General features: G+C 36.1%; 23 protein-coding genes. 16 read left to right on the plus strand and 7 right to left on the minus strand.

The window, feature by feature from the left end; genetic code table 11:
• Positions 1-281: 281 nt before the first annotated feature.
• The 6 genes from gyrA to dnaA all read right to left on the minus strand — a co-directional run bounded on the left by gyrA (position 282) and on the right by dnaA (position 8,949).
• The gene (gene gyrA / locus ACQKNI_RS22515; protein ID WP_427282695.1) at positions 282-2,753 is read right to left on the minus strand and encodes a DNA gyrase subunit A; all 2,472 of its coding nucleotides are present in this window, start codon (positions 2,751-2,753) and stop codon (positions 282-284) included.
• 88 nt (positions 2,754-2,841) lie between these two features.
• Positions 2,842-4,764, minus strand: a complete 1,923-nt coding sequence (gene gyrB, locus ACQKNI_RS22520) for a DNA topoisomerase (ATP-hydrolyzing) subunit B (protein ID WP_088233051.1) — start codon at positions 4,762-4,764, stop codon at positions 2,842-2,844.
• Positions 4,765-4,803: 39 nt separating this feature from the next.
• Complete coding sequence (recF, locus tag ACQKNI_RS22525; protein WP_088233052.1) at positions 4,804-5,931, minus strand: DNA replication/repair protein RecF; 1,128 nt, start codon at positions 5,929-5,931, stop codon at positions 4,804-4,806.
• Between the two features lie 12 nt (positions 5,932-5,943).
• Positions 5,944-6,156 (minus strand): S4 domain-containing protein YaaA, encoded by a 213-nt coding sequence (gene yaaA / locus ACQKNI_RS22530; RefSeq protein WP_000821367.1) that lies wholly within the window; start codon positions 6,154-6,156, stop codon positions 5,944-5,946.
• Positions 6,157-6,284: 128 nt separating this feature from the next.
• Positions 6,285-7,430, minus strand: a complete 1,146-nt coding sequence (gene dnaN / locus ACQKNI_RS22535; RefSeq protein WP_088233053.1) for a DNA polymerase III subunit beta — start codon at positions 7,428-7,430, stop codon at positions 6,285-6,287.
• Positions 7,431-7,608: 178 nt separating this feature from the next.
• A complete protein-coding gene (dnaA, locus tag ACQKNI_RS22540) occupies positions 7,609-8,949 on the minus strand; it encodes a chromosomal replication initiator protein DnaA (RefSeq protein WP_000428019.1) in 1,341 nt (446 codons plus the stop codon).
• Between the two features lie 563 nt (positions 8,950-9,512).
• Here dnaA and rpmH point away from each other — a divergent pair.
• The 10 genes from rpmH (at position 9,513) to spo0J (ending at position 18,557) form a co-directional block, all read left to right on the plus strand.
• Entirely contained in the window at positions 9,513-9,647 is a 135-nt protein-coding gene (gene rpmH, locus ACQKNI_RS22545) for a 50S ribosomal protein L34 (RefSeq protein ID WP_000831901.1), read from the plus strand.
• A gap of 76 nt (positions 9,648-9,723) precedes the next feature.
• Entirely contained in the window at positions 9,724-10,071 is a 348-nt protein-coding gene (gene rnpA / locus ACQKNI_RS22550; RefSeq protein ID WP_088233054.1) for a ribonuclease P protein component, read from the plus strand.
• A 52-nt stretch (positions 10,072-10,123) separates the two neighbouring features.
• Entirely contained in the window at positions 10,124-10,891 is a 768-nt protein-coding gene (gene spoIIIJ / locus ACQKNI_RS22555; protein WP_088233055.1) for a YidC family membrane integrase SpoIIIJ, read from the plus strand.
• On the plus strand, positions 10,888-11,505 hold the full coding sequence (gene jag, locus ACQKNI_RS22560; protein ID WP_088233056.1) for an RNA-binding cell elongation regulator Jag/EloR: 618 nt from the start codon (positions 10,888-10,890) through the stop codon (positions 11,503-11,505). The genes spoIIIJ and jag overlap by 4 nt, the downstream gene beginning before the upstream one ends.
• A gap of 226 nt (positions 11,506-11,731) precedes the next feature.
• Positions 11,732-13,108 carry a tRNA uridine-5-carboxymethylaminomethyl(34) synthesis GTPase MnmE gene (mnmE, locus tag ACQKNI_RS22565; protein ID WP_088233057.1) on the plus strand — a complete coding sequence of 459 codons (1,377 nt, stop codon included), beginning with the start codon at positions 11,732-11,734 and terminating at the stop codon, positions 13,106-13,108.
• A 46-nt stretch (positions 13,109-13,154) separates the two neighbouring features.
• Positions 13,155-15,044 (plus strand): tRNA uridine-5-carboxymethylaminomethyl(34) synthesis enzyme MnmG, encoded by a 1,890-nt coding sequence (gene mnmG / locus ACQKNI_RS22570; protein ID WP_088233058.1) that lies wholly within the window; start codon positions 13,155-13,157, stop codon positions 15,042-15,044.
• A 21-nt stretch (positions 15,045-15,065) separates the two neighbouring features.
• Positions 15,066-15,785, plus strand: coding sequence for a 16S rRNA (guanine(527)-N(7))-methyltransferase RsmG (rsmG, locus tag ACQKNI_RS22575; RefSeq protein ID WP_088233059.1), 720 nt, complete (start codon positions 15,066-15,068; stop codon positions 15,783-15,785).
• Positions 15,786-15,889: 104 nt separating this feature from the next.
• Positions 15,890-16,762, plus strand: coding sequence for a nucleoid occlusion protein (gene noc / locus ACQKNI_RS22580; protein WP_000799026.1), 873 nt, complete (start codon positions 15,890-15,892; stop codon positions 16,760-16,762).
• 189 nt (positions 16,763-16,951) lie between these two features.
• Positions 16,952-17,713, plus strand: a complete 762-nt coding sequence (gene soj, locus ACQKNI_RS22585) for a sporulation initiation inhibitor protein Soj (RefSeq protein WP_000516111.1) — start codon at positions 16,952-16,954, stop codon at positions 17,711-17,713.
• Positions 17,706-18,557 (plus strand): stage 0 sporulation protein Spo0J, encoded by an 852-nt coding sequence (gene spo0J / locus ACQKNI_RS22590; protein ID WP_088233060.1) that lies wholly within the window; start codon positions 17,706-17,708, stop codon positions 18,555-18,557. The genes soj and spo0J overlap by 8 nt, the downstream gene beginning before the upstream one ends.
• A gap of 20 nt (positions 18,558-18,577) precedes the next feature.
• Here spo0J and yyaC read toward each other — a convergent pair whose 3' ends face one another.
• Positions 18,578-19,174 carry a spore protease YyaC gene (gene yyaC / locus ACQKNI_RS22595; RefSeq protein WP_088233061.1) on the minus strand — a complete coding sequence of 199 codons (597 nt, stop codon included), beginning with the start codon at positions 19,172-19,174 and terminating at the stop codon, positions 18,578-18,580.
• Between the two features lie 253 nt (positions 19,175-19,427).
• Here yyaC and ACQKNI_RS22600 point away from each other — a divergent pair, with 253 nt between their 5' ends.
• The 6 genes from ACQKNI_RS22600 to rpsR all read left to right on the plus strand — a co-directional run bounded on the left by ACQKNI_RS22600 (position 19,428) and on the right by rpsR (position 23,017).
• Positions 19,428-20,285 (plus strand): mechanosensitive ion channel family protein, encoded by an 858-nt coding sequence (locus tag ACQKNI_RS22600; RefSeq protein ID WP_088233062.1) that lies wholly within the window; start codon positions 19,428-19,430, stop codon positions 20,283-20,285.
• Between the two features lie 20 nt (positions 20,286-20,305).
• The gene (locus tag ACQKNI_RS22605; protein ID WP_000436051.1) at positions 20,306-20,503 is read left to right on the plus strand and encodes a DUF951 domain-containing protein; all 198 of its coding nucleotides are present in this window, start codon (positions 20,306-20,308) and stop codon (positions 20,501-20,503) included.
• A gap of 115 nt (positions 20,504-20,618) precedes the next feature.
• The gene (ychF, locus tag ACQKNI_RS22610) at positions 20,619-21,719 is read left to right on the plus strand and encodes a redox-regulated ATPase YchF (RefSeq protein ID WP_000524667.1); all 1,101 of its coding nucleotides are present in this window, start codon (positions 20,619-20,621) and stop codon (positions 21,717-21,719) included.
• 191 nt (positions 21,720-21,910) lie between these two features.
• A complete protein-coding gene (gene rpsF, locus ACQKNI_RS22615; protein WP_001233781.1) occupies positions 21,911-22,201 on the plus strand; it encodes a 30S ribosomal protein S6 in 291 nt (96 codons plus the stop codon).
• Between the two features lie 25 nt (positions 22,202-22,226).
• Positions 22,227-22,739, plus strand: a complete 513-nt coding sequence (gene ssb, locus ACQKNI_RS22620) for a single-stranded DNA-binding protein (RefSeq protein WP_088233063.1) — start codon at positions 22,227-22,229, stop codon at positions 22,737-22,739.
• Between the two features lie 44 nt (positions 22,740-22,783).
• On the plus strand, positions 22,784-23,017 hold the full coding sequence (gene rpsR, locus ACQKNI_RS22625) for a 30S ribosomal protein S18 (RefSeq protein ID WP_000918873.1): 234 nt from the start codon (positions 22,784-22,786) through the stop codon (positions 23,015-23,017).
• The last annotated feature ends 68 nt before the right edge of the window (positions 23,018-23,085 follow it).

The raw sequence follows: 23,085 nt of genomic DNA on the forward strand, positions 1-23,085 counted from the left end.
CAGCGTTCATCCTGAGCCAGGATCAAACTCTCCAATAAAGTTAGTTTGTCTAGCATCTAAAATAAAAATTGACGTTTCACGTTGTTTGTTTCGTTTAGTTTTCAAAGTTCAACATCGCGTTTCAGCGACTTTTATAATATATCATAGTATATTATTTTCGTCAACAAGTTTTTTTCGATAACTTGTATCTCTCATTTGCTGACTCTGCCTATTATATAAGCTTTCTCTTCTCTATGCAAGTATTATTATAAAAAAATAAAGAGGGGGGAAATCCCCCTCTCTTATTCTTCAGAAGAAACTTCTTCGCTCGTTTCTTCTTCCTCATCTTTTTGTGCTTTCGCTACCGTCGCTACCTCTTGCTCATCCTCTAATCGAATTAGACGAACACCTTGTGTATTACGTCCCATTTGAGAGATTTGATCAACTGGCATACGAATAATAACACCCGCTGCTGTAATTAACATGATATCTTCTTCACCTGTTACAGATTTAACAGCTACTAATTTACCGTTCTTATCTGTAATGTTACAAGTTTTCAGACCTTTACCACCGCGACTTTGTAGTCGGTACTCTTCAACCGGTGTACGCTTACCATACCCGTTTTTCGTTACGATTAAGACATTCGTATCTTCTTCAACAATTTCCATACCTACTACTTGGTCCTCTTCGCCTAGTGTAATAGCTTTTACACCAGCTGCATTACGACCCATAGAACGTACATCTTGTTCATTGAAGCGAATTAGCATACCGTTGCTTGTCCCTACGATAATATCTTTATCACCAGATGTTAAACGTACAGAAATCACCTCATCTTCTTCACGAAGCGAAATTGCAATTAAACCGTTTGTACGTATATTTGCAAACGATGACAGCGGCGTTCTCTTAGATATACCTTGTTTCGTCGTAAAGAATAAGAACTGATCGTCACCAAATTCACGAATTGGAATAATGGCGTTAATCCACTCACCCTTATCTACCCCTAATAGGTTAATAATCGGTAGTCCTTTTGCCGTACGACTATATTCTGGAATTTCATATCCCTTTGTACGGTATACTTTACCCTTGTTTGTAAAGAATAAAATATGATCATGAGTAGACGTTGTTAATAAGTGTTCAACAAAGTCATCATCATTCGTACCCATTCCTTGTACACCACGTCCCCCACGGTTCTGTGTTTTGTACGTAGAAGCTGGTAACCTCTTAATATAACCGTTATGAGTTAACGTAATCGCAATATTTTGCTCAGGAATTAAATCTTCATCTTCAATAAATTCCATACCACCGATTGTAATTTCTGTTCGTCTCTTATCATTGAAGCGATCTTTTACTTCTGTTAACTCTTCACGAATAATTTCAAGAACTTTTTCTTCATCTGCTAAGATTGCTTTTAATTCAGCAATTAACTTCATTAAGTCTTGATATTCCTGCTCGATTTTTTCACGCTCTAATCCCGTTAAACGTTGCAGACGCATATCTAAAATCGCTTGCGCTTGTTTCTCGCTTAAACCGAAACGTTCCATTAGGCCTTGCTTTGCAATATCCGCCGTTTTCGAACTACGAATTAACGTAATAACTTCATCCAGATGATCTAAAGCAATTCGTAACCCTTCTAAAATATGAGCACGCGCTTCTGCTTTCTCTAATTCATAAGCAGTACGTCTACGAATCACTACCTTTTGATGTTCTAAATAATAATATAGATTTTGTTTTAAATTTAGGACTTGTGGCTCTCCATTTACAAGAGACAACATATTAATACCGAAACTCGTTTGAAGTGCTGTATGTTTATATAGATTATTTAATAGTACATTGGCATTGGCATCACGACGTACTTCCATAACAATACGCATACCATTTCGATCCGATTCATCACGTAAATCTGTGATGCCTTCAATTTTCTTATCACGAACTAATTCTGCAATCTTTTCAATTAATCGCGCCTTATTCACTTGATAAGGTAGTTCTGTTACGATAATAGATTGTTTACCATTTGCTCTCTCTTCAATTTCAACTTTAGCACGAAGTATAATAGAACCGCGACCTGTTTCGTAAGCTCTTCGAATTCCACTTCGCCCTAAGATTAAACCTGATGTTGGGAAGTCTGGACCAGGAATATATTCCATTAATTCCGCGATAGTGATATCAGGGTTATGACTTAATGCCAACACACCGTCAATTACTTCTCCAAGTTGATGCGGTGGAATGTTTGTTGCCATACCAACCGCAATACCTGTCGTACCATTTACCAATAAGTTAGGAAAACGTGCTGGTAATACAACTGGTTCCCTTTCAGAGCCATCATAGTTATCTTGATAATCAATCGTATTTTTTGAAATATCGCGTATCAATTCCATAGAAATCTTAGACATTCTTGCTTCTGTATAACGCATTGCTGCCGCCGAATCTCCATCAACAGAACCAAAGTTACCATGCCCATCAACAAGCATATACCGTTGACTAAAATCTTGCGCCATACGTACCATCGTTTCATAAACCGCTAAATCACCGTGCGGGTGATACTTACCAATTACTTCGCCGACAATACGCGCTGACTTCTTATATGCTTTATCAGCTGTAATTCCTAAATCATTCATCGCATATAAAACCCTACGATGCACTGGCTTTAACCCATCACGAACATCCGGCAATGCACGAGATACGATAACACTCATTGCGTAATCTAAAAATGAGGTACGCATTTCATGACTAATATTAATTTCTCGAATTCGTGCTTGTTGTTGATTGTCTGACATCAACGAGCACCTCCTCTTACATTTCCGTTACACATACATTGATTTATATGTAGAAGACAGGAATACTTAAATTCCTGTCATTACTCACTTAAATATCAAGGTTTTTCACGTATTTTGCATTTTCTTGGATAAAGTTACGACGCGGCTCTACTTTATCTCCCATTAAAATTTCAAATGTTTCATCCGCTTCAATCGCATCTTGAAGAGAAACTTGAAGTAACGAACGTACCTCTGGATCCATTGTTGTCTCCCATAGCTGAGTTGGATTCATTTCCCCTAGACCTTTATAACGCTGAATCCCAGGCTTAGGTTGTGCCGGCAATTCAGCTAGTATTTTTTCAAGTTCTTTATCATTGTAAGCATATTGAATTTTTTTACCTTGTTGTACTTTAAACAATGGCGGCTGCGCAATATAGATATAACCACACTCAATTATTTGACGCATATAACGATAGAAGAACGTTAATAATAGGGTACGAATATGTGCACCATCTACGTCGGCGTCGGTCATAATGATAACCTTATGATAACGTGCCTTTTCAATATCGAAATCTCCACCAATGTTCGTACCAATAGCAGTAATGATTGTACGCACTTCATCATTAGATAAGATTTTATCTAATCGTGCCTTTTCAACGTTAATAATTTTACCTTTAAGTGGTAAGATCGCTTGGAAGTGACGATCACGCCCTTGTTTCGCTGATCCACCGGCAGAGTCACCCTCTACGATGTAAATTTCACTAATCGCTGGATCTTTCGAAGAGCAATCTGCTAATTTACCAGGTAAGCTTGAAACTTCTAGTGCACTCTTTCGGCGTGTCAATTCACGTGCTTTTTTCGCAGCTACACGTGCGCGTGCAGCCATTGTACCTTTTTCCACAATTTTTCGCGCAACATTTGGGTTTTCTAGTAAGAACTTTTCAAATGCCTCTGAGAATACAGACTCTGTAATCGTTCTCGCTTCACTATTCCCAAGTTTCGTCTTCGTTTGTCCTTCAAACTGTGGATTCGGATGTTTAATTGATACAATCGCAGTTAAACCTTCACGAACATCCTCACCCGTTAAATTGCTGTCCGCATCTTTTAAAATACTATTTTTACGACCATAATCGTTAATTACACGAGTTAAAGCTGTCTTAAACCCTACTTCATGTGTTCCACCTTCATACGTATGGATGTTATTCGTAAATGAGTAAATATTATTTGTATATCCTTCGTTATACTGCAAGGAAACCTCAACTTGAATACCATCTTTTGACCCTTCTACATACACAGGCTCTTCATGAATTGGTTGTTTTGAGCGATTTAAATGCTCAACATATGATTTAATTCCACCTTCATAATGGAATTCTTTCTTTTGCTTATGTTCACGCTTATCTTCAATTGTTAATTTAATATTACGATTTAAAAATGCTAATTCACGCATACGAGTCGCTAACGTATCAAATTCATATTCTGTCGTCTCTTTAAAAATCTCTGGGTCCGGCTTAAAGCGAGTTATTGTTCCCGTTTTATCTGTATCACCAATTACTTTTAAATCCGCAGCTGGAATACCTCTTTCGTACTTTTGGTAATGAATTTTACCATCACGATGTACAAATACTTCTAGTTCTGTTGATAAGGCATTTACAACAGATGCACCAACACCATGCAAACCGCCAGAAACTTTATAACCGCCGCCGCCAAATTTACCACCGGCATGAAGAACAGTCATAATAACCTCTACTGCAGGGCGTCCCATTTTTTCTTGTATACCAACTGGAATACCACGTCCATTATCAGTTACAAGAATACTATTATCTTCTTCGATGCTAACATTAATTTCATCGCAATATCCTGCTAATGCTTCATCGATACTATTATCGACAATTTCCCATACAAGGTGGTGAAGTCCTTTTCCACTTGTAGATCCAATATACATACCCGGACGTTTCCGAACTGCCTCTAGTCCCTCAAGCACCTGTATCTGGCTTTCATCATATGCATTCTCTTGCATTTGTTTTTGGTCCATTGACACAAAGATCACCTACTTTTCCATTTAAACAGGGAATTATGCCCTATCTATTTCACAATCTACCGTGCCGTTCGTTACATGAATTGTTTTCGCTTCTTTTAACGTTTCGTGTTCAATTCCGTCGACACTCGTCGTTGTCACAAATGTTTGCACTTTTCCTTGAATTGTATTTAACAGATGTGATTGACGATAATCATCTAACTCTGATAATACATCATCCAATAAAAGAATCGGATATTCCTTAACTTCTGAGTAAATCAATTCAATTTCAGCTAATTTTAGGGACAGTGCGGTCGTTCGTTGTTGTCCTTGTGAACCAAAGACTTGAACATTTTTACTATTAACGAAGAATTGTAAATCATCACGATGAGGACCAATTAAAGTCGTACCACGGAAAATTTCACGTTGTTTCACGGATTGAAAACTTTCATAGTATACTTCTTTTATTTTCGACAAATCCATTGATTCTGATACATCTACACTTGGTTTATAAACAATTTCTAATTCTTCTAAACCACGGCTTATACCGCGATGAATCGGAGCTGCCCATTCTTGTAGTAAGTGCAAAAATTCAAACCGTTTTTGCAATATTTTTGTACCATGCTCAATAAGTTGAAGTGTAAATACATCCAACATCGTTTCCTCATTCTTACTATTCCCTTGCATCTTCTTTAGCAAGTGATTTCGTTGCGTGAGCACCTTTTGATATTGACTCAATTCATACAAATAGACCGGAGCTATTTGACCTAATTCCATATCTAAAAAGCGTCTTCTTACTTGAGGGCTTCCTTTTACAAGATTTAAATCTTCTGGGGCAAACATGACAACATTCATCACGCCAATATATTGACTTAATTTCTGTTGTTCAAGTTGATTTAATTTTGCCTTTTTACCTTTTTTCGAAATATTTAATTCCAAAGACAAAGAACTATTTCTCTTTTGTAACTTCCCTTTAATTTGACCGAATTCTTCATCCCAACGGATAAGCTCACGATCATTAGAGGTTCTATGAGATTTCGCCATCGCTAAAACATAAATAGCTTCCATCAAATTCGTTTTCCCTTGCGCATTTTCGCCGATAATCACGTTTACTTTATCTTCAAAGGAAAGCTCTAACTTTTCATAATTGCGATAGTTTTTTAAATGTATTTCTGAAATAAACAAAGGGCTCCCCCTTTATGACTGAACTTGGAAACTTCCGCTTCCTGGAATTTCAATAATATCGTTCGCATATAATTTGCGACCTCTTCTATTTTCAAGTTCTTGATTCACGTACACTTCATATTCTTGTAAAAACCATTTTACAGCGCCACCTGTATCAATTACATCAGCTAACTTTAAAAATTGTCCTAGTGTAATATACTCTGTTGAAATTTTAATACGTTTCATAAAATCGCTCACTTTCTGAAAGTGTTCATTCTTTCATTGTACTAAATAAACTAACATTAGGAAAGTAATACCCAAAAATCAAATAAAGGGCTACTAGCATCTTTAAACTAGCAACCCTCAGTTCTTACTTAGTAAGTACGAACTGGTAAAATCAATTGAATAATGGACTCATCGTTTACTGTGCGAATTAAGAATGGTCTCATTGCCCCAGTAAAGCTAATTTTAATTTCTGTACTATCTAAGGCTTTTAGTGCATCCATCATATATTTTGCACTAAAAGATATTTTTAACTCTTCCCCATCTACTTTTTCACATTGAACTTCTTCTACTACTTTTCCGATTTCTGGTGAATTCGAAGAAATTTCTAGCATTTCTTGTTCTAAAGTTGATAATTTTACAACATTATTACGACCGTCTCTTGCTAACAGAGAGGCACGATCAATTGCTTGTAAGAATTCTTTTGTATTTACAAAAATATCAGTTTTACTCTCTGCTGGAATTAAACGAGTTGTATCAGGATAATTTCCTTCTAACAATCTTGAGAAGAATAATAAATGTTTCGTACGGAATAATACTTGATACTCCGTAATAACGATATCTACCATTTCTTCAGACTCATCTAGAATTTTGCTTAATTCATTTAAGCTTTTACCTGGAATAACAACATTCGCTTGAAACTCATCTGCAATATTATGTCCTTCAATTTTTGCTTTTCGAAGTGCTAGTCTGTGACTATCTGTTGCAATGCAAGTTAATTCGCTGTTATATACTTTCCAGTTTACACCTGTCAAGATTGGTCTTGTTTCAGAAGTTGAAACTGCAAATACAGTTTGCCTGATCATATGTTTAAGTAAATCTGTTGGAATCTTAAAAACATGATGTTCTTCAATTTGCGGCAATAATGGATATTCAGCGGAATCTAAACCATTTAAATTAAACTCTGATTTTCCAGATGTTATTTTTGTCATAAAATGATTTTCCACAGAAATTTCAACAGTTTCCTTCGGTAATTTTTTTACAATCTCACTGAAATACTTTGCTTGTAAAACAATACTTCCTGATTGTGCTACTTCTACAATTTCTTTTCCATCTTCTTCAACTGGGATAAAAGATTCGATAGAAATATCAGCATCGCTTCCTGTTAACGTAACTCCTTCTTCAGTAGCGACAACTTTAATTCCTGTAAGGATCGGAATTGTCGTACGAGAAGAAACTGCCTTCATTACATCTTGTACACTTCTTACAAGATAGTCTTTTTGTATTGTAAAACGCATAACGAAAAACCTCCGGTAAGTATAAGATTTTATTTAATTAATAAAGATAAAATATAGTAGTAATAGTAGTAGGGGCTGTGGATATGTGGATAACCCCATTAGAGGATGTAAAAACAGCCTATCTACATGTGGATAGACTGTGCGTAAAACAAGGGAAGTTATTCACACTATTCAGCTACTACTTTAAAATATCGTTAATTTCTTCGACTTGCTTTTGTAATTGCGTATCCGTTTTTAATAGCTTAGAAATTTTTTCATGAGCATGGATAACTGTTGTATGATCACGTCCGCCAAATTCTTCACCTATTTTAGGTAAAGAGGAGTCTGTAAGTTCGCGTGATAAATACATTGCAATTTGGCGAGGAAAGGCAACAGATTTTGTTCGCTTTTTCGCCTTAAAATCTTCCAACTTCACTTGATAAACGTCCCCAACAGCTTTTTGAATATCATAAATAGAGATAATTTTTGGTTTAGAATTTGGAATAATATCTTTAAGTGCTTCAGCTGCTAAATCAGCATTAATATCTTTGTTAATTAAAGATGAATAAGCTACAACTCGTATTAGTGCCCCTTCTAGTTCACGAATATTTGAATCAATTTGATTTGCGATATAAAGCATAACCTCATTTGGTATATCGAGCCCTTCAGCTTTTGCCTTTTTACGTAAAATTGCAATTCGTGTTTCTAAATCTGGTGGCGTAATATCTGTAATAAGTCCCCATTCAAAGCGAGAACGAAGACGATCTTCTAAAGTTGGAATTTCTTTTGGTGGCCGATCACTTGAAATTACAATTTGTTTACTTTCTTCGTGTAATGCATTAAATGTATGGAAAAACTCTTCTTGAGTTTGTTCTTTTCCAGCTAGAAATTGAATATCATCTATTAATAAAACATCTACATTGCGGTATTTATTACGAAAATCGACCGCTTTATTATCACGAATAGAGTTAATGAATTCATTTGTAAATTTTTCTGATGATAAATATACAACCTTCGCATTTGGATTGTGTTCAATTACATAATGGCCAATCGCATGCATTAAATGGGTCTTTCCAAGCCCAACTCCCCCATAAATAAAGAGGGGATTGTATGCTTTAGCGGGCGCTTCAGCCACGGCTAATGAAGCAGCGTGAGCAAAACGGTTACCAGAGCCAATAACAAACGTATCAAACGTATATTTTGGGTTTAGCATACTCTGTGGTAAATGATTCGAGTCATCTTGTGCTGCATTTGGTTTTGAAGGAGGAAAATCAATTTCCTCTTCAGCTTGACTTTGGGGAATGATAAAGCGAATAGCTAATTTTGCCCCTGTTAAATCATAAAGTGTTTCCGAAATTAGCTCTGAATAATGAGATTCTAACCAATCACGAGCGAATTCATTTGGAGCCGTAATTGTTAATACGTCCTTCTTCAAGTTATGTGCGGTTGTTGATTTTAACCATGTTTCATAACTAGGTTTACTGACCTTTTTTTCTAGTTCTTTTAAGGCACTATTCCATAAATCAGAGATGTTTTCCAAAGGTGTCCCTCCTTTACTAAGATGGTAAAAGAATAAGGTTGCGCAACAAATGTACAACCTAATAAATATAAAATGTATATTTATACGAAACGTATTTTAAAACCAAAAAACGTCGTTTGTATATGAGATAGGGTTTTCGACAAAAAAGTAAATGTGGATAATCATTTACCCACATGTGATTAAAACTGTCCACATGTTATACACAATTTGTGGATAAGATAAAGATGTGGAAAACTTATTCAAAGTGAAAACACAACTATAATATCAAAAAAAAGTAGCTATAGCAATGAAATTAAGAAAGTTATCCACAAAATCAATACCTTGTGGAATAAACTTGTCCACAACACGATATACTGTGTAAAAGTACAAAAAGAGTTTGTGGATATAAAAAACAAGAAAAAACATTTATCCACAAGAAAATATAGGGTCTGTGAAAAAGTATGTGAATAGGTTCAAAATGAATATTTGATGAAAATTTCGAGAAGCATTGACATTTTCCTATTTGATTTACTATAATTTATTAGACTGTCTTTAACAGATATTCCTCAGGGAGGTGTCATATAATGAAAAGAACTTACCAACCAAATAAACGTAAGCGCAGCAAAGTACATGGTTTCCGCAGCCGTATGAGCACAGCGAACGGACGTAAAGTGCTAGCAGCTCGTCGTCGTAAAGGAAGAAAAGTATTATCTGCGTAGACCACTGATCGTTCAGTGGTCTTTTTTTCTAATAATAATGAATTTCCGCTGATGAAATACAGGAGTGTCAATTGATATGAAGAAAAAAAATCGTATAAAAAAGAATGATGAATTTCAGGCGGTTTTTCAAAAAGGAAAATCGAATGCTAATCGTCAGTTTGTTGTATACCAATTAAATAAAGAAAAACAGCCATACTTTCGCATCGGCCTTTCTGTTAGCAAAAAAATAGGAAATGCAGTAGTTCGTAATCGTGTTAAGCGTATGATTCGCCAAGCGATTATAGAATTAAAAGATGAGATAGATTCTGGAAAAGATTTTGTTATAATAGCAAGGAAGCCTTGTGCAGAGATGACATATGAAGAAGTAAAGAAAAGCTTAATTCATGTCTTTAAACGCTCTGGTATGAAAAGAATAAAAAAGTAGCGTAAGGAAATGAATTACACTATATACATACCGAAACAAGGAGGAGCAGGATTTGAAAAAGAAACTAGGTTTACTAGCCATGGTTGTTTTATTAATGGCAATTGCTACTGGCTGTAGTGAAACGAATCAGCCGATTACACCGAAAAGTACTGGAATTTGGAATGAATATTTCGTATACCCGCTTTCTCAGTTAATCACGTATTTTGCAAAATTATTTGGTAATAATTACGGTTTAGCAATCGTGGTTACAACTCTTATCATTCGTTTTGCATTATTACCATTAATGATTAAACAAACGAAGAGCACAAAGGCAATGCAAGCGTTACAACCAGAAATGGTGAAATTGAAAGAGAAATATAGCTCAAAAGATCAAGCAACACAGCAAAAACTACAACAAGAAATGATGCAGTTATATCAAAAAAATGGTGTAAACCCATTAGCAGGTTGTTTACCAATATTTATTCAGATGCCTATTTTATTCGCGTTTTATCATGCGATTATGAGAACATCAGAAATTAGTAAACATACATTTTTATGGTTCGATTTAGGGCAGGCAGATCCGTATTATATCTTACCGGTTGTTGCGGCAATTACGACATTTATTCAGCAAAAGCTTGCAATGGCAGGAACAGCTGGTCAAAACCCGCAAATGGCAATGATGATTTGGCTTATGCCGATTATGATTTTAGTCTTTGCAATTAACTTCCCAGCTGCATTATCACTTTACTGGGTTGTTGGTAATATCTTTGGTATCGCTCAAATGTACTTGATCAAAGGGCCAGAAATTAAGGCTGGTAAGGCAGAAGGATCAAGCAAGTGAGTATAATTACTGCTAAAGGACAAACAGTCGAGCTGGCAGTACAAGATGCTTTAAGGCAGTTAAATGTTTCAAAAGACCGAGTAGATATAAAAATTATCGATGAAGGTAAAAGAGGGTTCTTAGGTTTATTTGGGAATCGTCCTGCAGTAGTAGAAGTTGTACTGAAGAAGGATCCAATTCAAGAATGTGAAGAATATTTGAAAAATGTTATTCGCAATATGGGTGTTGAGGTTGAGATTAGTAAAATTGTAAAAGGACGCGAAGTTGAATTTACAATTTTGGGTGATAATGTAGGTGTTTTGATTGGAAAAAGAGGTAATACTTTGAACTCTTTACAGTATTTAACAAAACTTGTCGCGAATCGTCATACGAAGCAGTATATTGGTATTACACTAGATGCTGAAAATTATCGTAGCAAAAGAAAAAGTACGTTAGAGTCGCTTTCTTATCGATTAGCAAAACAAGTGTCTAATACGAAAAAAAGAGTTGTTTTAGAGCCAATGCCATCTTTTGAACGAAAAATTATTCATCAAGCATTATCGAATCATCAAGGTATCAATACAACTTCTGAAGGAAATGAACCTCATCGGCATGTTGTAATATCTTCCAAATGACCGGTTACTCAAATGAGTGCCGGTTTTTTTGAGGGAAAAACGGCTGTGGATAACTAAAAAACACTAAACTTATCCACTGTGAATAAGTTTAGTGTTTTTTACATGAGGACATAATAAAATGAGTTATTATTCTTTTGTAGATAGGTTCGTTATGGTATCCTAATAATTTAGTGAAGAAAATAATCATGTTGAGATAGAGATAAATAAGCAAGTGAGGTGAAAGGACATGGAATTCGATACAATTGCCGCGATTTCCACAGCTCTTGGAGAGGGTGCAATTGCCATTGTTCGAGTAAGTGGGGATGATGCTGTTGAGAAAGTGAATCGTATTTTTAAAGGGAAGGATTTAACGGAAGTTCCTTCTCACACAATTCATTATGGTCATATTGTGGATTTAGATACAAATCAGGTTATTGAAGAAGTTATGGTATCCATTATGCGTGCACCAAGGACTTTTACACGTGAAAATATAGTAGAAATTAACTGTCACGGTGGACTTGTTTCGGTAAATAAAGTATTACAACTTATTTTAGCACAAGGAGTACGATTAGCAGAGCCTGGTGAATTTACAAAACGAGCTTTTTTAAATGGACGTATTGATTTATCACAAGCAGAAGCTGTTATGGATTTAATCCGTGCAAAAACAGATCGTGCGATGAATGTAGCAATTAATCAAATGGAAGGACGATTATCTAAATTAATCGGCCATTTGCGTCAAGAAATATTAGAAACATTAGCTCATGTTGAGGTAAATATAGATTATCCAGAATACGATGATGTGGAAGAAATGACACATAATATTTTAATTGAGAAAGCGACACATGTTCGTACTGAAATTGCAAAAATATTAGAAACGTCGAAGCAAGGAAAGATTTTGCGAGAAGGTATTGCAACTGCAATCATCGGTAGGCCTAACGTTGGGAAGTCATCGTTATTAAATAGTCTCGTTCAGGAGAAAAAAGCAATTGTAACCGATATTGCAGGAACAACTCGTGATGTTATTGAAGAGTACGTTAATGTGCGTGGTGTACCACTTAAACTTATAGATACAGCCGGAATTCGCGAAACAGAAGATGTTGTTGAACGAATTGGTGTAGAGCGTTCAAAAGAAATGATGAGCCAAGCTGATTTAGTGTTAGTTGTCGTTAATTATAGTGAAGTTTTAACGAATGAGGATGAAGATCTATTCCGTGCCGTACAAGGAAAAGATTTCATTGTTATTGTAAATAAGACAGATTTACCGCAAGCCATCGATATGGAACGTGTTACAGAATTGGCAGTAGGAAATCGTATTATTACAACGTCTTTAATTGAGGAGCAAGGAATAGATGAGCTTGAAAAGGCAATAGCTGAGTTATTCTTTGAAGGAACAATTGATTCTGCGGATATGACATATGTTTCTAACGCGAGGCATATTGGATTGCTAACACAAGCAGGAAAGACAATTGGAGATGCAATTGAGGCGATAGGAAATGGTGTTCCAATTGACATGGTGCAAATTGATTTAACAAGAACGTGGGAAATACTTGGTGAAATTACTGGTGATACCGTTCATGAAAGCTTAATTGACCAGTTGTTCTCTCAATTTTGTTTAGGAAAATAATATAAAAATGTTTTAGAAAGATAGTGATTATTAGGAGGAATAAGCAATGGGATACAATGCCGGTTCATACGATGTCATAGTAATCGGTGCAGGTCATGCAGGATGTGAAGCTGGTCTTGCGGCAGCACGAATGGGCTCCAAAACATTAATGTTAACAATTAACTTAGATATGGTAGCGTTTATGCCATGTAACCCTTCTGTTGGTGGACCAGCAAAAGGGATTGTTGTTCGTGAAATTGATGCATTAGGCGGAGAAATGGGACGCAACATTGATAAAACGCATATTCAAATGCGTATGTTAAATACAGGTAAAGGACCGGCTGTACGTGCACTTCGAGCACAAGCAGATAAGTTTTCTTACCAACATGAATTAAAGAAAACAATTGAAGAAACACCCAACTTAACGTTGTTCCAAGGAATGGTAGAACGCTTAATCGTTGAAGATGGCGAATGTAAAGGGGTAATTACGCAAGCTGGTGCTGAATATACAGCAAAAACAGTTGTAATTACGACTGGAACGTTTTTACGCGGTGAGATTATTATGGGAGATTTAAAATATTCGAGCGGTCCGAATAATCAACAACCATCTATTACTTTATCAGAACATTTAGAGGAGCTTGGATTTGATCTTGTTAGATTTAAAACAGGTACACCTCCTCGTGTAAATAGTAATACGATTGATTACAGTAAAACAGAAATTCAGCCAGGTGATGATAAACCACGTGCGTTTTCTTTTGAAACGACAAAATTTATTATGGATCAAATTCCATGTTGGTTGACGTATACAAGTACGGAAACACATCGTTTAATAGATGAAAACCTGCATCGTTCAGCTATGTATTCTGGTATGATTAAAGGAACAGGGCCTAGATATTGTCCTTCAATTGAAGACAAAGTAGTAAGGTTTAATGATAAGCCACGTCACCAAATTTTCTTAGAGCCAGAAGGACGTAATACACAAGAAGTGTATGTACAAGGTTTATCCACAAGCTTACCAGAAGACGTACAGCGTGATATGCTTAGAACAATTCCTGGTCTAGAAAACGTTGAAATGATGCGTACAGGTTATGCAATTGAATACGATGCAATCGTGCCAACACAACTATGGCCAACACTTGAAACGAAAAAAATTAAAAATTTATATACAGCAGGACAAATTAACGGAACTTCTGGTTACGAAGAGGCGGCAGGACAAGGACTTATGGCTGGAATTAATGCAGCATGTCGTTCTTTAGGCAAAAAAGAAGTTATTTTAGGTCGCGAGGATGCTTATATTGGTGTCTTAATTGATGATCTTGTAACGAAAGGTACAAATGAACCATATCGTTTACTAACGTCTCGTGCAGAATATCGTCTATTATTACGCCACGACAATGCAGATCTTCGTTTAACTGAAGTTGGTCGTGAAATTGGATTAATTAAAGAAGAGCGCTATGAGCGATTTACAAATAAAAAATTACAAATTGAACAGGAAAAGGAACGTTTAAGTAGCATTATTATTAAACCACGTCCTGAAGTTCAAGAATTAATTCGCGGTATTGGTGGAAGTGAATTGAAAGATGGAATACGTGCAAGTGACTTATTACGTCGTCCAGAGATGACATATGAGCATATTCACCTTTTAGTACCAAGTGAAGTAGAATTAAGTGATGAAGTTACAGAACAAGTTGAAATTCAGATTAAGTACGAAGGATATATCGAAAAATCGTTACAGCAAGTAGAGCGTATGAAGAAAATGGAAGGTAAAAAAATCCCTGTGGATATTGATTATGATGCGATTTCTAGCCTTGCCTCAGAAGCTAGACAGAAATTGAAAGATGTTCGTCCACTTTCAATGGGGCAGGCTTCACGTATTTCTGGCGTAAATCCAGCGGATATTTCCATCTTACTTGTTTATATTGAACAAGGAAAAATTGCGCGCGTATCGAACCAATAAATAGTAAGGAGCTATTGCTAGATGAACATAGAACAATTTCAATCTATGCTAGAAGAGAAGGGTATCATCCTCTCTTCTAGACAGTTAGAGCAGTTCAAAATCTACTTTGAAACATTAGTAGAGTGGAATGAAAAAATGAATTTAACGGCTATTACAGAGAAAGAAGAAGTATATTTAAAACACTTTTTTGATTCTATTACAGCTGCTTTTTATTATGATTTTTCAAAACCATTCTCAATTTGCGATGTTGGTGCAGGAGCTGGATTCCCAAGTATCCCTTTGAAAATCTGTTTCCCGCACCTAAAAGTAACAATTGTAGATTCATTGCAAAAACGTATTAATTTCTTAAATCACTTAGCACAAAAGTTAGAATTGAGTGATGTTGCATTTTGTCATGATCGTGCTGAAACATTTGGGAAAAAAGAAGGTGTACGTGAATCATACGATATTGTAATGGCACGGGCAGTTGCACGTCTTTCTGTATTAAGCGAGCTATGTTTACCGCTTGTAAAAGTTGGAGGAACATTCATTGCAATGAAAGGTGCAGCGGCGAATGAAGAAATCGAAAATGGCAAGTATGCTTTAGAGGTGCTAGGCGGGAATTTAAAAGAAATGTCTACATTCCAATTACCGTTTGAAGAAAGTGAACGTAATATTTTATTAATCGAGAAAAAGCGCAAGACACCAAAGAAATATCCACGCAAACCGGGAACACCCAATAAATTACCTATTGAAAAATAAATCTTATTAGACGTAAGATTAATTATATAAATGAAAACGTAAATGTTTCATAGGAAACATTTTATGGAGAACAGTCAATAGGCCCAAAAGGTGGTGGAATATGTATGAAAAATACGTTTTCTCGTTTATTTGGCTTTGGAGATAAAGAGAGCGAATTCGAATTACAAGACGAAAGCCATGAAGAAATAGATAAAAAGGTATATGAAGAAATACAAGAAATTCCGATAGTGAATATTACACCTAATCGTTATCAACCACGCACAGTTTTTGATGATGCGCGTATTGAGGAGCTAGCGTTAACGATCCGCACACATGGACTTATTCAACCAATTGTTGTGAGACAATATGAGGATGATAAGTACGAGATTATTGCTGGAGAAAGACGCTTCCGTGCGGCAACAAAGTTAGGATGGGAAAAAGTTCCGGCAATTATTAAGAACTTAAATGATACAGAGACGGCTTCTGTAGCTTTAATTGAAAACTTACAACGTGAGGAACTAACAGCGATCGAGGAAGCTGTGGCATATCAAAAGCTAATTGAGTTACATAATTTAACACAAGAAGCATTGGCACAACGACTTGGAAAAGGACAATCTACAATCGCAAATAAGTTGCGATTGTTAAAGTTGCCTGAAGAAATAAAAAGTGCATTATTAGAAAAGAGTATTACAGAGCGTCATGCCCGCGCCCTTATTCCTTTAAAAAATGAGGAATTACAGCTGAAGGTTTTACAGGAAATTGTGGAAAAACAACTGAATGTAAAGCAAACAGAAGAACGAATTGCAAAATTATTAGAGGAAGCAAAACCGAAGCGTAAGGCAAAGCAAAAAGCAGTAAGTCGAGATACGAGAATTGCCATGAATACAATTAGACAGTCATTACAAATGGTTGCTGACAGTGGTTTAAATGTCAATTCTGAGGAAGAAGAATTTGATGAATACTATCAAATTACAATTAAAATTCCAAAAAAGAAATAATAGTGGCGTGTTAGAGACCTTATCCTATCGGGGAGGTCTCTTTTGCTATATTTTCTTGTTAAATGAAGAAGGAGTTTAGAAATAAATTTTGAAGTTTAATAAGGACGTAAAAGAAAAACTTTTATTTCATGTTACAATAAACGTAATTATTACTAGAATAAGATAGAAAGGTTGAAAGTAGGTGACATCATGGGAAAAATCATTGCTATTGCCAATCAAAAAGGTGGTGTTGGTAAAACAACAACATCTGTTAATTTAGGGGCTGGATTGGCACAAGCAGGTAAAAAGGTCCTTCTTGTAGATATTGACGCTCAAGGAAATGCAACGACTGGTGTGGGAATTGAAAAATCCGAATTAGATCAATGTATTTACAACGTTCTTGTGGAAGATGCAGATGTTCAAGGGGTTATACGGAAAACCGCAACTGAAAACTTAGATGTTCTACCCGCTACAATTCAATTAGCAGGTGCTGAAATTGAATTGGTACCGACTATTTCCCGGGAAGTACGTTTGCAAAGGGCATTACAGCCAGTTCGTGATGAATATGATTATATTATTATCGACTGTCCACCGTCCTTAGGGTTATTAACGATTAATGCATTAACAGCAGCAGATTCTGTTATTATTCCTGTTCAATGCGAATATTACGCACTAGAAGGGTTAAGCCAGCTATTAAATACAGTTCGACTTGTGCAAAAGCACTTAAATAAAAATCTAGCAATTCAAGGTGTATTGCTAACAATGTTGGATGCCCGTACAAATTTAGGGATTCAAGTGATAGATGAAGTGAAAAAATACTTTAGAGATAAAGTATACCGCTCGATTATTCCTCGTAACGTGCGCTTAAGTGAGGCACCAAGTCATGGGAAACCGATTATGCAGTATGACGCTAAATCAAGAGGAGCAGAAGTGTATATAGATTTAGCAGAGGAAGTGATTGCAGGTGGCTAAGGGATTAGGAAGAGGAATTAATGTGTTTTTTCCTGATTTAGATGTGAAAGAAGAAGAAAAGATTCAGGAGATTATAGTAACCGAATTAAGGCCGAATCCATATCAACCACGTAAACACTTTAATAAAGAAGCGATTCAGGAATTAGCGACTTCTATTAAAGAACACGGCATATTACAACCGTTAATTGCTAGAAAGAGTATTAAAGGATATGAAATTGTTGCAGGTGAAAGAAGGTATCGTGCTGCCAAAGAGGCTGGGCTCGAAAAAGTACCTGCAGTTGTAAGGCAATTAAGTGAGCAGCAAATGATGGAGTTTGCATTGCTAGAAAACTTGCAACGGGAAGATTTAAATCCTATGGAAGAGGCAATGGCATATCAGATGTTAATGAATGAGTTGAATATAACACAAGAACAATTAGCAAAACGTCTTGGTAAAAGCCGGCCTTATATCGCAAATTATACTCGGTTACTAAGCCTCCCTTCGTTCGTGCAAGATATGATTGCAAATGGTCAACTTTCAATGGCTCATGGAAGAACTTTGCTTACAATAAAAGATGAAGAGCAATTGAAATCTTTATTGAAACGAATCGAAAAAGAAGGATTAAATGTTCGTCAATTAGAGAAAATTGTTCAGGAGATTAATCAAAGCGTTTCACGTGAAACAAAACAAGTAAAAAAAGAGAGAAATATATTTTTTGTAGAACGCGAAACGTTCTTAAGAGAAAAATTTGGTACAGATGTGAAAATTAAAGAAACGAAAAAAGAAAAAGGTAAGATTGAAATTGAATTTTTTAATAAAGAAGATTTAAATCGTATCTTAGAATTGTTATCGCAGGAAAATTAAAAAGCAAACCATCTTATTATTTATAGATGGTTTGCTTTTTTTAACACAGATAATTTTTGATCCGTTTCCTTTACGCTTTGTGCGATGACATCAGCCATTTTCATAACTAAACTTAACCTTGTATTTTGAAGCACGAAAAATTCCATGAAACCATTTAAATTTACGATGCCATGTATATGCAAATCGCCAACTGCAGGTAAATTTTTATTCATCGCAGCCCCAGGCTTACTTGGGCCCTTTCCGGTAGTGATTGAACCGATGCTTTGGGATTTTCCTAAGCATGCGTCAACAGCAATGATAAATGAAGCAGGATCACTTTTCTGTATATTCTGAATTTTCTCCTCTAAATTTAACGCATGTATTGGGTCATCTAGTGTGCCGAACACTTGGAAGTTTTTGATTTCTACTTGCTCTAGTTTTGAGCCAACTAAAGGACCTAGTGCATCGCCAGTGGAACGATCTGTTCCGATACAAACGAGAGTGAGTGGTATATTAGTTTTAATAGGAATGTGGGAAAGTAAGAAATTACTGATTGTCTCGGAGGCCTCTAAGTCTTGATGCATAACATTTAGGGTTTCTTTTTCAAAAAAAGGTAAGCGAAAACTTCTAATATTCATGAAGCACCCATCCTTTTAATAAATTTTCACAATACGTTAAGTGAAATGGAAAATTATAAGTGCATGCTTTTACAAACTATGAATGAAAACGGAAATAATAGTACTAGTATATATATATTCGCTCCATTTTATACCTGGATGGAAGTTAACAAATGGAATTAAAGTTATAAATTTTTTTTTAGCAATCAGAGAGACTTCTGATACAATAAAAAAGATAACTAAAAAGAAATTTTGGCTGGAGAGGTAGAGGTACATGGATTTAGCATTGAAATGGTTTGAGTCCATTGATTGGACAAATATAGGTGTGAAATCACTAAAAATAGTCGTTATTTTAATACTTGGTGCCATCGTTGTGCGAGTTGCAAGAGCGGTTGTACGAAATGCGTTTCGAATGGGAAGTCGTTCACCGATTCAAATTTCAGAACGTCGTACAGTTACAGTAGCGAAATTGCTTGAAAATATTGTGGCATATGTTGTTATGTTTATCATGTTAATAGCAATTTTAGGTGTATTTGAAATTAATGCATCGGGCTTATTAGCAGGTGCTGGGGTAGTTGGTTTAGCAGTCGGATTTGGTGCACAGAGTTTAGTGAAAGATGTCATTACAGGATTATTTATTTTACTAGAAGACCAGTTTTCAGTTGGAGACTATGTTAAAATTGGTCAATTTGAAGGAGTCGTTTTAGAAATTGGACTTCGTACAACAAAAATAAAGAGTTGGACAGGTGAAATTCATACCTTACCAAACGGAAGTATCATTCAAGTTACTAACTTCTCAGTAAGTAACAGTGTAGCATTTGTTGATGTATCTATTTCGTATGAGGCTGACATTGCAAAAGCTGAGCAAGTTATTGAAGATTTATTAGTAGAATTACCTGCAAAGTATGAGAAGATGGTAACAACGCCTCAATTGTTAGGTGTACAAACATTAGCTGCATCAGAAGTTATATTACGCGTTATTGCTGAAGTAGAGCCAATGCAACATGCAGTTATTGCAAGAGCCCTTCGTAAAGAAATTAAAAACCGTCTCGATTTACATGGAATTGAGATTCCATATCCACGTATGGTTTTATATAATCGTGAAGAGTTGGTTAGTGGAAAAGCAATTTAGTATGGAGAGGAGTTTGGAGAATGGAGCAAAAGCAATATAACTTGTACGATGTTGTGGAAATGAAGAAAGCCCACCCATGTGGTGAGAATCGATGGAAGATTATTCGTATGGGAATGGATATCCGCATTAAGTGCGAGGGATGTGACCATTCAGTAATGATTCCTCGAAGAGAGTTTGATCGTAAGGTGAAAAAAATACTTGTGAAGCATGAAGAATAGAGCGAAAGTAGCAGTTGCAGCGGGTAACTGTTACTTTTTTTCGTTTGGAGGAAACTTGTCATTTTTTTCGTTACTATCTATAATGATGAAAGATTGAGACATAGGAGTGAAAAATATGGGATTAACGGCTGGGATTGTTGGATTACCTAACGTAGGGAAGTCCACTTTATTTAATGCAATTACACAAGCAGGAGCAGAATCTGCGAACTATCCATTCTGTACAATTGATCCAAACGTAGGGATCGTAGAGGTACCAGATGAGCGTTTAAATAAATTAACGGAATTAGTAGAACCGAAAAAAACTGTTCCGACTGTATTTGAATTTACTGACATTGCAGGTATCGTAAAAGGCGCAAGTAAAGGTGAAGGATTAGGAAATAAATTCTTATCTCACATTCGCCAAGTAGATGCAATTTGCCAAGTTGTTCGTTGTTTTGAAGATGAAAATATTACGCACGTTTCAGGAAAAGTAGATCCAATTGATGATATCGAAACAATCAACTTAGAGCTAATCTTAGCAGATTTAGAATCTGTTGATAAACGTATCGAGCGTGTTGCAAAGTTAGCAAGACAAAAAGATAAAGAAGCAGTATATGAGCATGAAATTTTAGTACGTTTAAAAGAAGCGTTTGAAGAGGGAAAACCGGCTCGTACTGTTGAATTTACAGAAGAGCAAATGAAGATTGTTAAAGGCCTTCATTTACTTACAACGAAAGAAATGCTATATGTAGCGAACGTAAGTGAAGACGATGTTATTGACCCTTCTGAAAATAAATATGTACAAATGGTAAAAGAATTTGCTGCAAATGAAAATTCTCAAGTAATCGTTGTATGTGCAAAAATCGAATCAGAAATCGCTGAGTTAGATGAGGAAGAGAAAAAAGTATTCCTTGAAGAACTAGGTATTGAAGAATCTGGCTTAGATCAATTAATTCGTGCAGCATACGATTTATTAGGACTTGCTACTTACTTCACAGCTGGTGTGCAAGAAGTACGTGCATGGACGTTTAAACAAGGTATGAAAGCACCACAATGTGCTGGTGTTATTCATACAGACTTTGAGCGTGGATTTATTCGTGCGGAAACAGTGTCTTACGATGACTTAATGACAAATGGTTCTATGACAGCTGCAAAAGAAGCTGGTAAAGTACGTTTAGAAGGAAAAGAGTACATCGTAAAAGACGGAGATGTTATGCACTTCCGTTTTAATGTTTAATTTAATATTTCCTAGGAAAAATAAAGATATGAGCTTGGCAAATATATTATGTGTTTGCCAAGTTTTTTATGTATTGGTGAGTTGATTCATATAACTTACTATGATATAATCTAAACTCGTGAGTAATTACTATAAATTAATTGCTCCTTGCCCATTATGGGCCGTTTAGACCAAAAGGAGGTGAAAGTGTAATGAGAAAGTACGAAATTATGTACATCATTCGTCCTGGCGTTGAAGAAGAAGCTCAAAAAGCTTTAGTTGAACGTTTTGCAGGTGTTTTAACAAACAATGGTGCAGAAATCATTAACACGAAAGAGTGGGGTAAGCGTCGTCTAGCTTACGAAATCAACGACTTACGTGAAGGTTTCTACATGATCTTAAACGTGAACTCTAACGCAGAAGCGATTAACGAATTCGACCGTTTAGCTAAGATCAACGAAGACATCCTTCGTCATATCGTTGTTAAAGAAGAAGAAAAATAATTGATATATAGGGAGAGTGGTTCGATTGATGAATCGTGTTATCCTCGTTGGTCGTTTAACTAAGGACCCTGACTTACGTTACACGCCCAATGGTGTTGCAGTAGCTACTTTTACGTTAGCTGTGAATCGCGCATTTGCGAATCAACAAGGTGAGCGTGAAGCTGACTTTATTAATTGTGTAATATGGCGTAAACAAGCAGAAAACGTAGCAAATTATTTGAAAAAAGGTAGCTTAGCAGGCGTAGATGGACGTCTTCAAACTCGTAATTACGATGGACAAGATGGTAAACGTGTATATGTAACAGAAGTTCTTGCGGAGAGCGTACAATTTTTAGAGCCGCGTAATGGCGGTGGGGAGCAACGTGGTTCATTCAATCAGCAACCATCGGGAGCTGGTTTCGGTAACCAAAGCTCTAACCCATTTGGTCAATCTAGTAATCCGGGTAACTCAGGTAACTCTGGCTTTACGAAGAATGACGATCCATTTTCAAATGTAGGTCAACCGATCGACATTTCCGACGACGATTTACCGTTCTAATACAGTAAATTTGTTAGTTTTAACAAAGAATGGAGGGAATAGACATGGCAGGACGCAAAGGTGGACGTGCGAAACGTCGTAAGGTGTGTTTCTTCACAGCTAACGGCATCACTCGCATCGATTATAAAGATGTTGATTTATTAAAACGTTTCGTTTCTGAGCGTGGTAAAATTTTACCTCGTCGTGTAACAGGAACAAGCGCAAAATACCAACGCAAACTTACAGTTGCAATTAAACGTGCTCGTCAAATGGCACTTTTACCATATGTTGGTGAATAATAGCGTATGAAATGCACAGTAGAGTCGGACTCTACTGTGCATTTTGCTATGCTTTTCTTTTTGAAAGA

This window comes from Bacillus sp. NPDC094064 (assembly GCF_050279585.1).
GTDB lineage: Bacteria > Bacillota > Bacilli > Bacillales > Bacillaceae_G > Bacillus_A.

Bases quoted from the DNA above. Each gene is read 5' to 3' on its own strand.
- rpmH (WP_000831901.1), top strand. From the start codon at position 9,513: ATGAAAAGAACTTACCAACCAAATAAACGTAAGCGCAGCAAAGTACAT.
- rsmG (WP_088233059.1), top strand. From the start codon at position 15,066: ATGAACATAGAACAATTTCAATCTATGCTAGAAGAGAAGGGTATCATC.
- rnpA (WP_088233054.1), top strand. From the start codon at position 9,724: ATGAAGAAAAAAAATCGTATAAAAAAGAATGATGAATTTCAGGCGGTT.
- gyrB (WP_088233051.1), bottom strand. From the start codon at position 4,764: ATGGACCAAAAACAAATGCAAGAGAATGCATATGATGAAAGCCAGATA.
- mnmG (WP_088233058.1), top strand. From the start codon at position 13,155: ATGGGATACAATGCCGGTTCATACGATGTCATAGTAATCGGTGCAGGT.
- mnmE (WP_088233057.1), top strand. From the start codon at position 11,732: ATGGAATTCGATACAATTGCCGCGATTTCCACAGCTCTTGGAGAGGGT.
- noc (WP_000799026.1), top strand. From the start codon at position 15,890: ATGAAAAATACGTTTTCTCGTTTATTTGGCTTTGGAGATAAAGAGAGC.
- dnaN (WP_088233053.1), bottom strand. From the start codon at position 7,430: ATGCGTTTTACAATACAAAAAGACTATCTTGTAAGAAGTGTACAAGAT.
- rpsR (WP_000918873.1), top strand. From the start codon at position 22,784: ATGGCAGGACGCAAAGGTGGACGTGCGAAACGTCGTAAGGTGTGTTTC.
- ACQKNI_RS22605 (WP_000436051.1), top strand. From the start codon at position 20,306: ATGGAGCAAAAGCAATATAACTTGTACGATGTTGTGGAAATGAAGAAA.
- ychF (WP_000524667.1), top strand. From the start codon at position 20,619: ATGGGATTAACGGCTGGGATTGTTGGATTACCTAACGTAGGGAAGTCC.
- yyaC (WP_088233061.1), bottom strand. From the start codon at position 19,174: ATGAATATTAGAAGTTTTCGCTTACCTTTTTTTGAAAAAGAAACCCTA.
- rpsF (WP_001233781.1), top strand. From the start codon at position 21,911: ATGAGAAAGTACGAAATTATGTACATCATTCGTCCTGGCGTTGAAGAA.
- ACQKNI_RS22600 (WP_088233062.1), top strand. From the start codon at position 19,428: ATGGATTTAGCATTGAAATGGTTTGAGTCCATTGATTGGACAAATATA.
- gyrA (WP_427282695.1), bottom strand. From the start codon at position 2,753: ATGTCAGACAATCAACAACAAGCACGAATTCGAGAAATTAATATTAGT.
- yaaA (WP_000821367.1), bottom strand. From the start codon at position 6,156: ATGAAACGTATTAAAATTTCAACAGAGTATATTACACTAGGACAATTT.
- soj (WP_000516111.1), top strand. From the start codon at position 16,952: ATGGGAAAAATCATTGCTATTGCCAATCAAAAAGGTGGTGTTGGTAAA.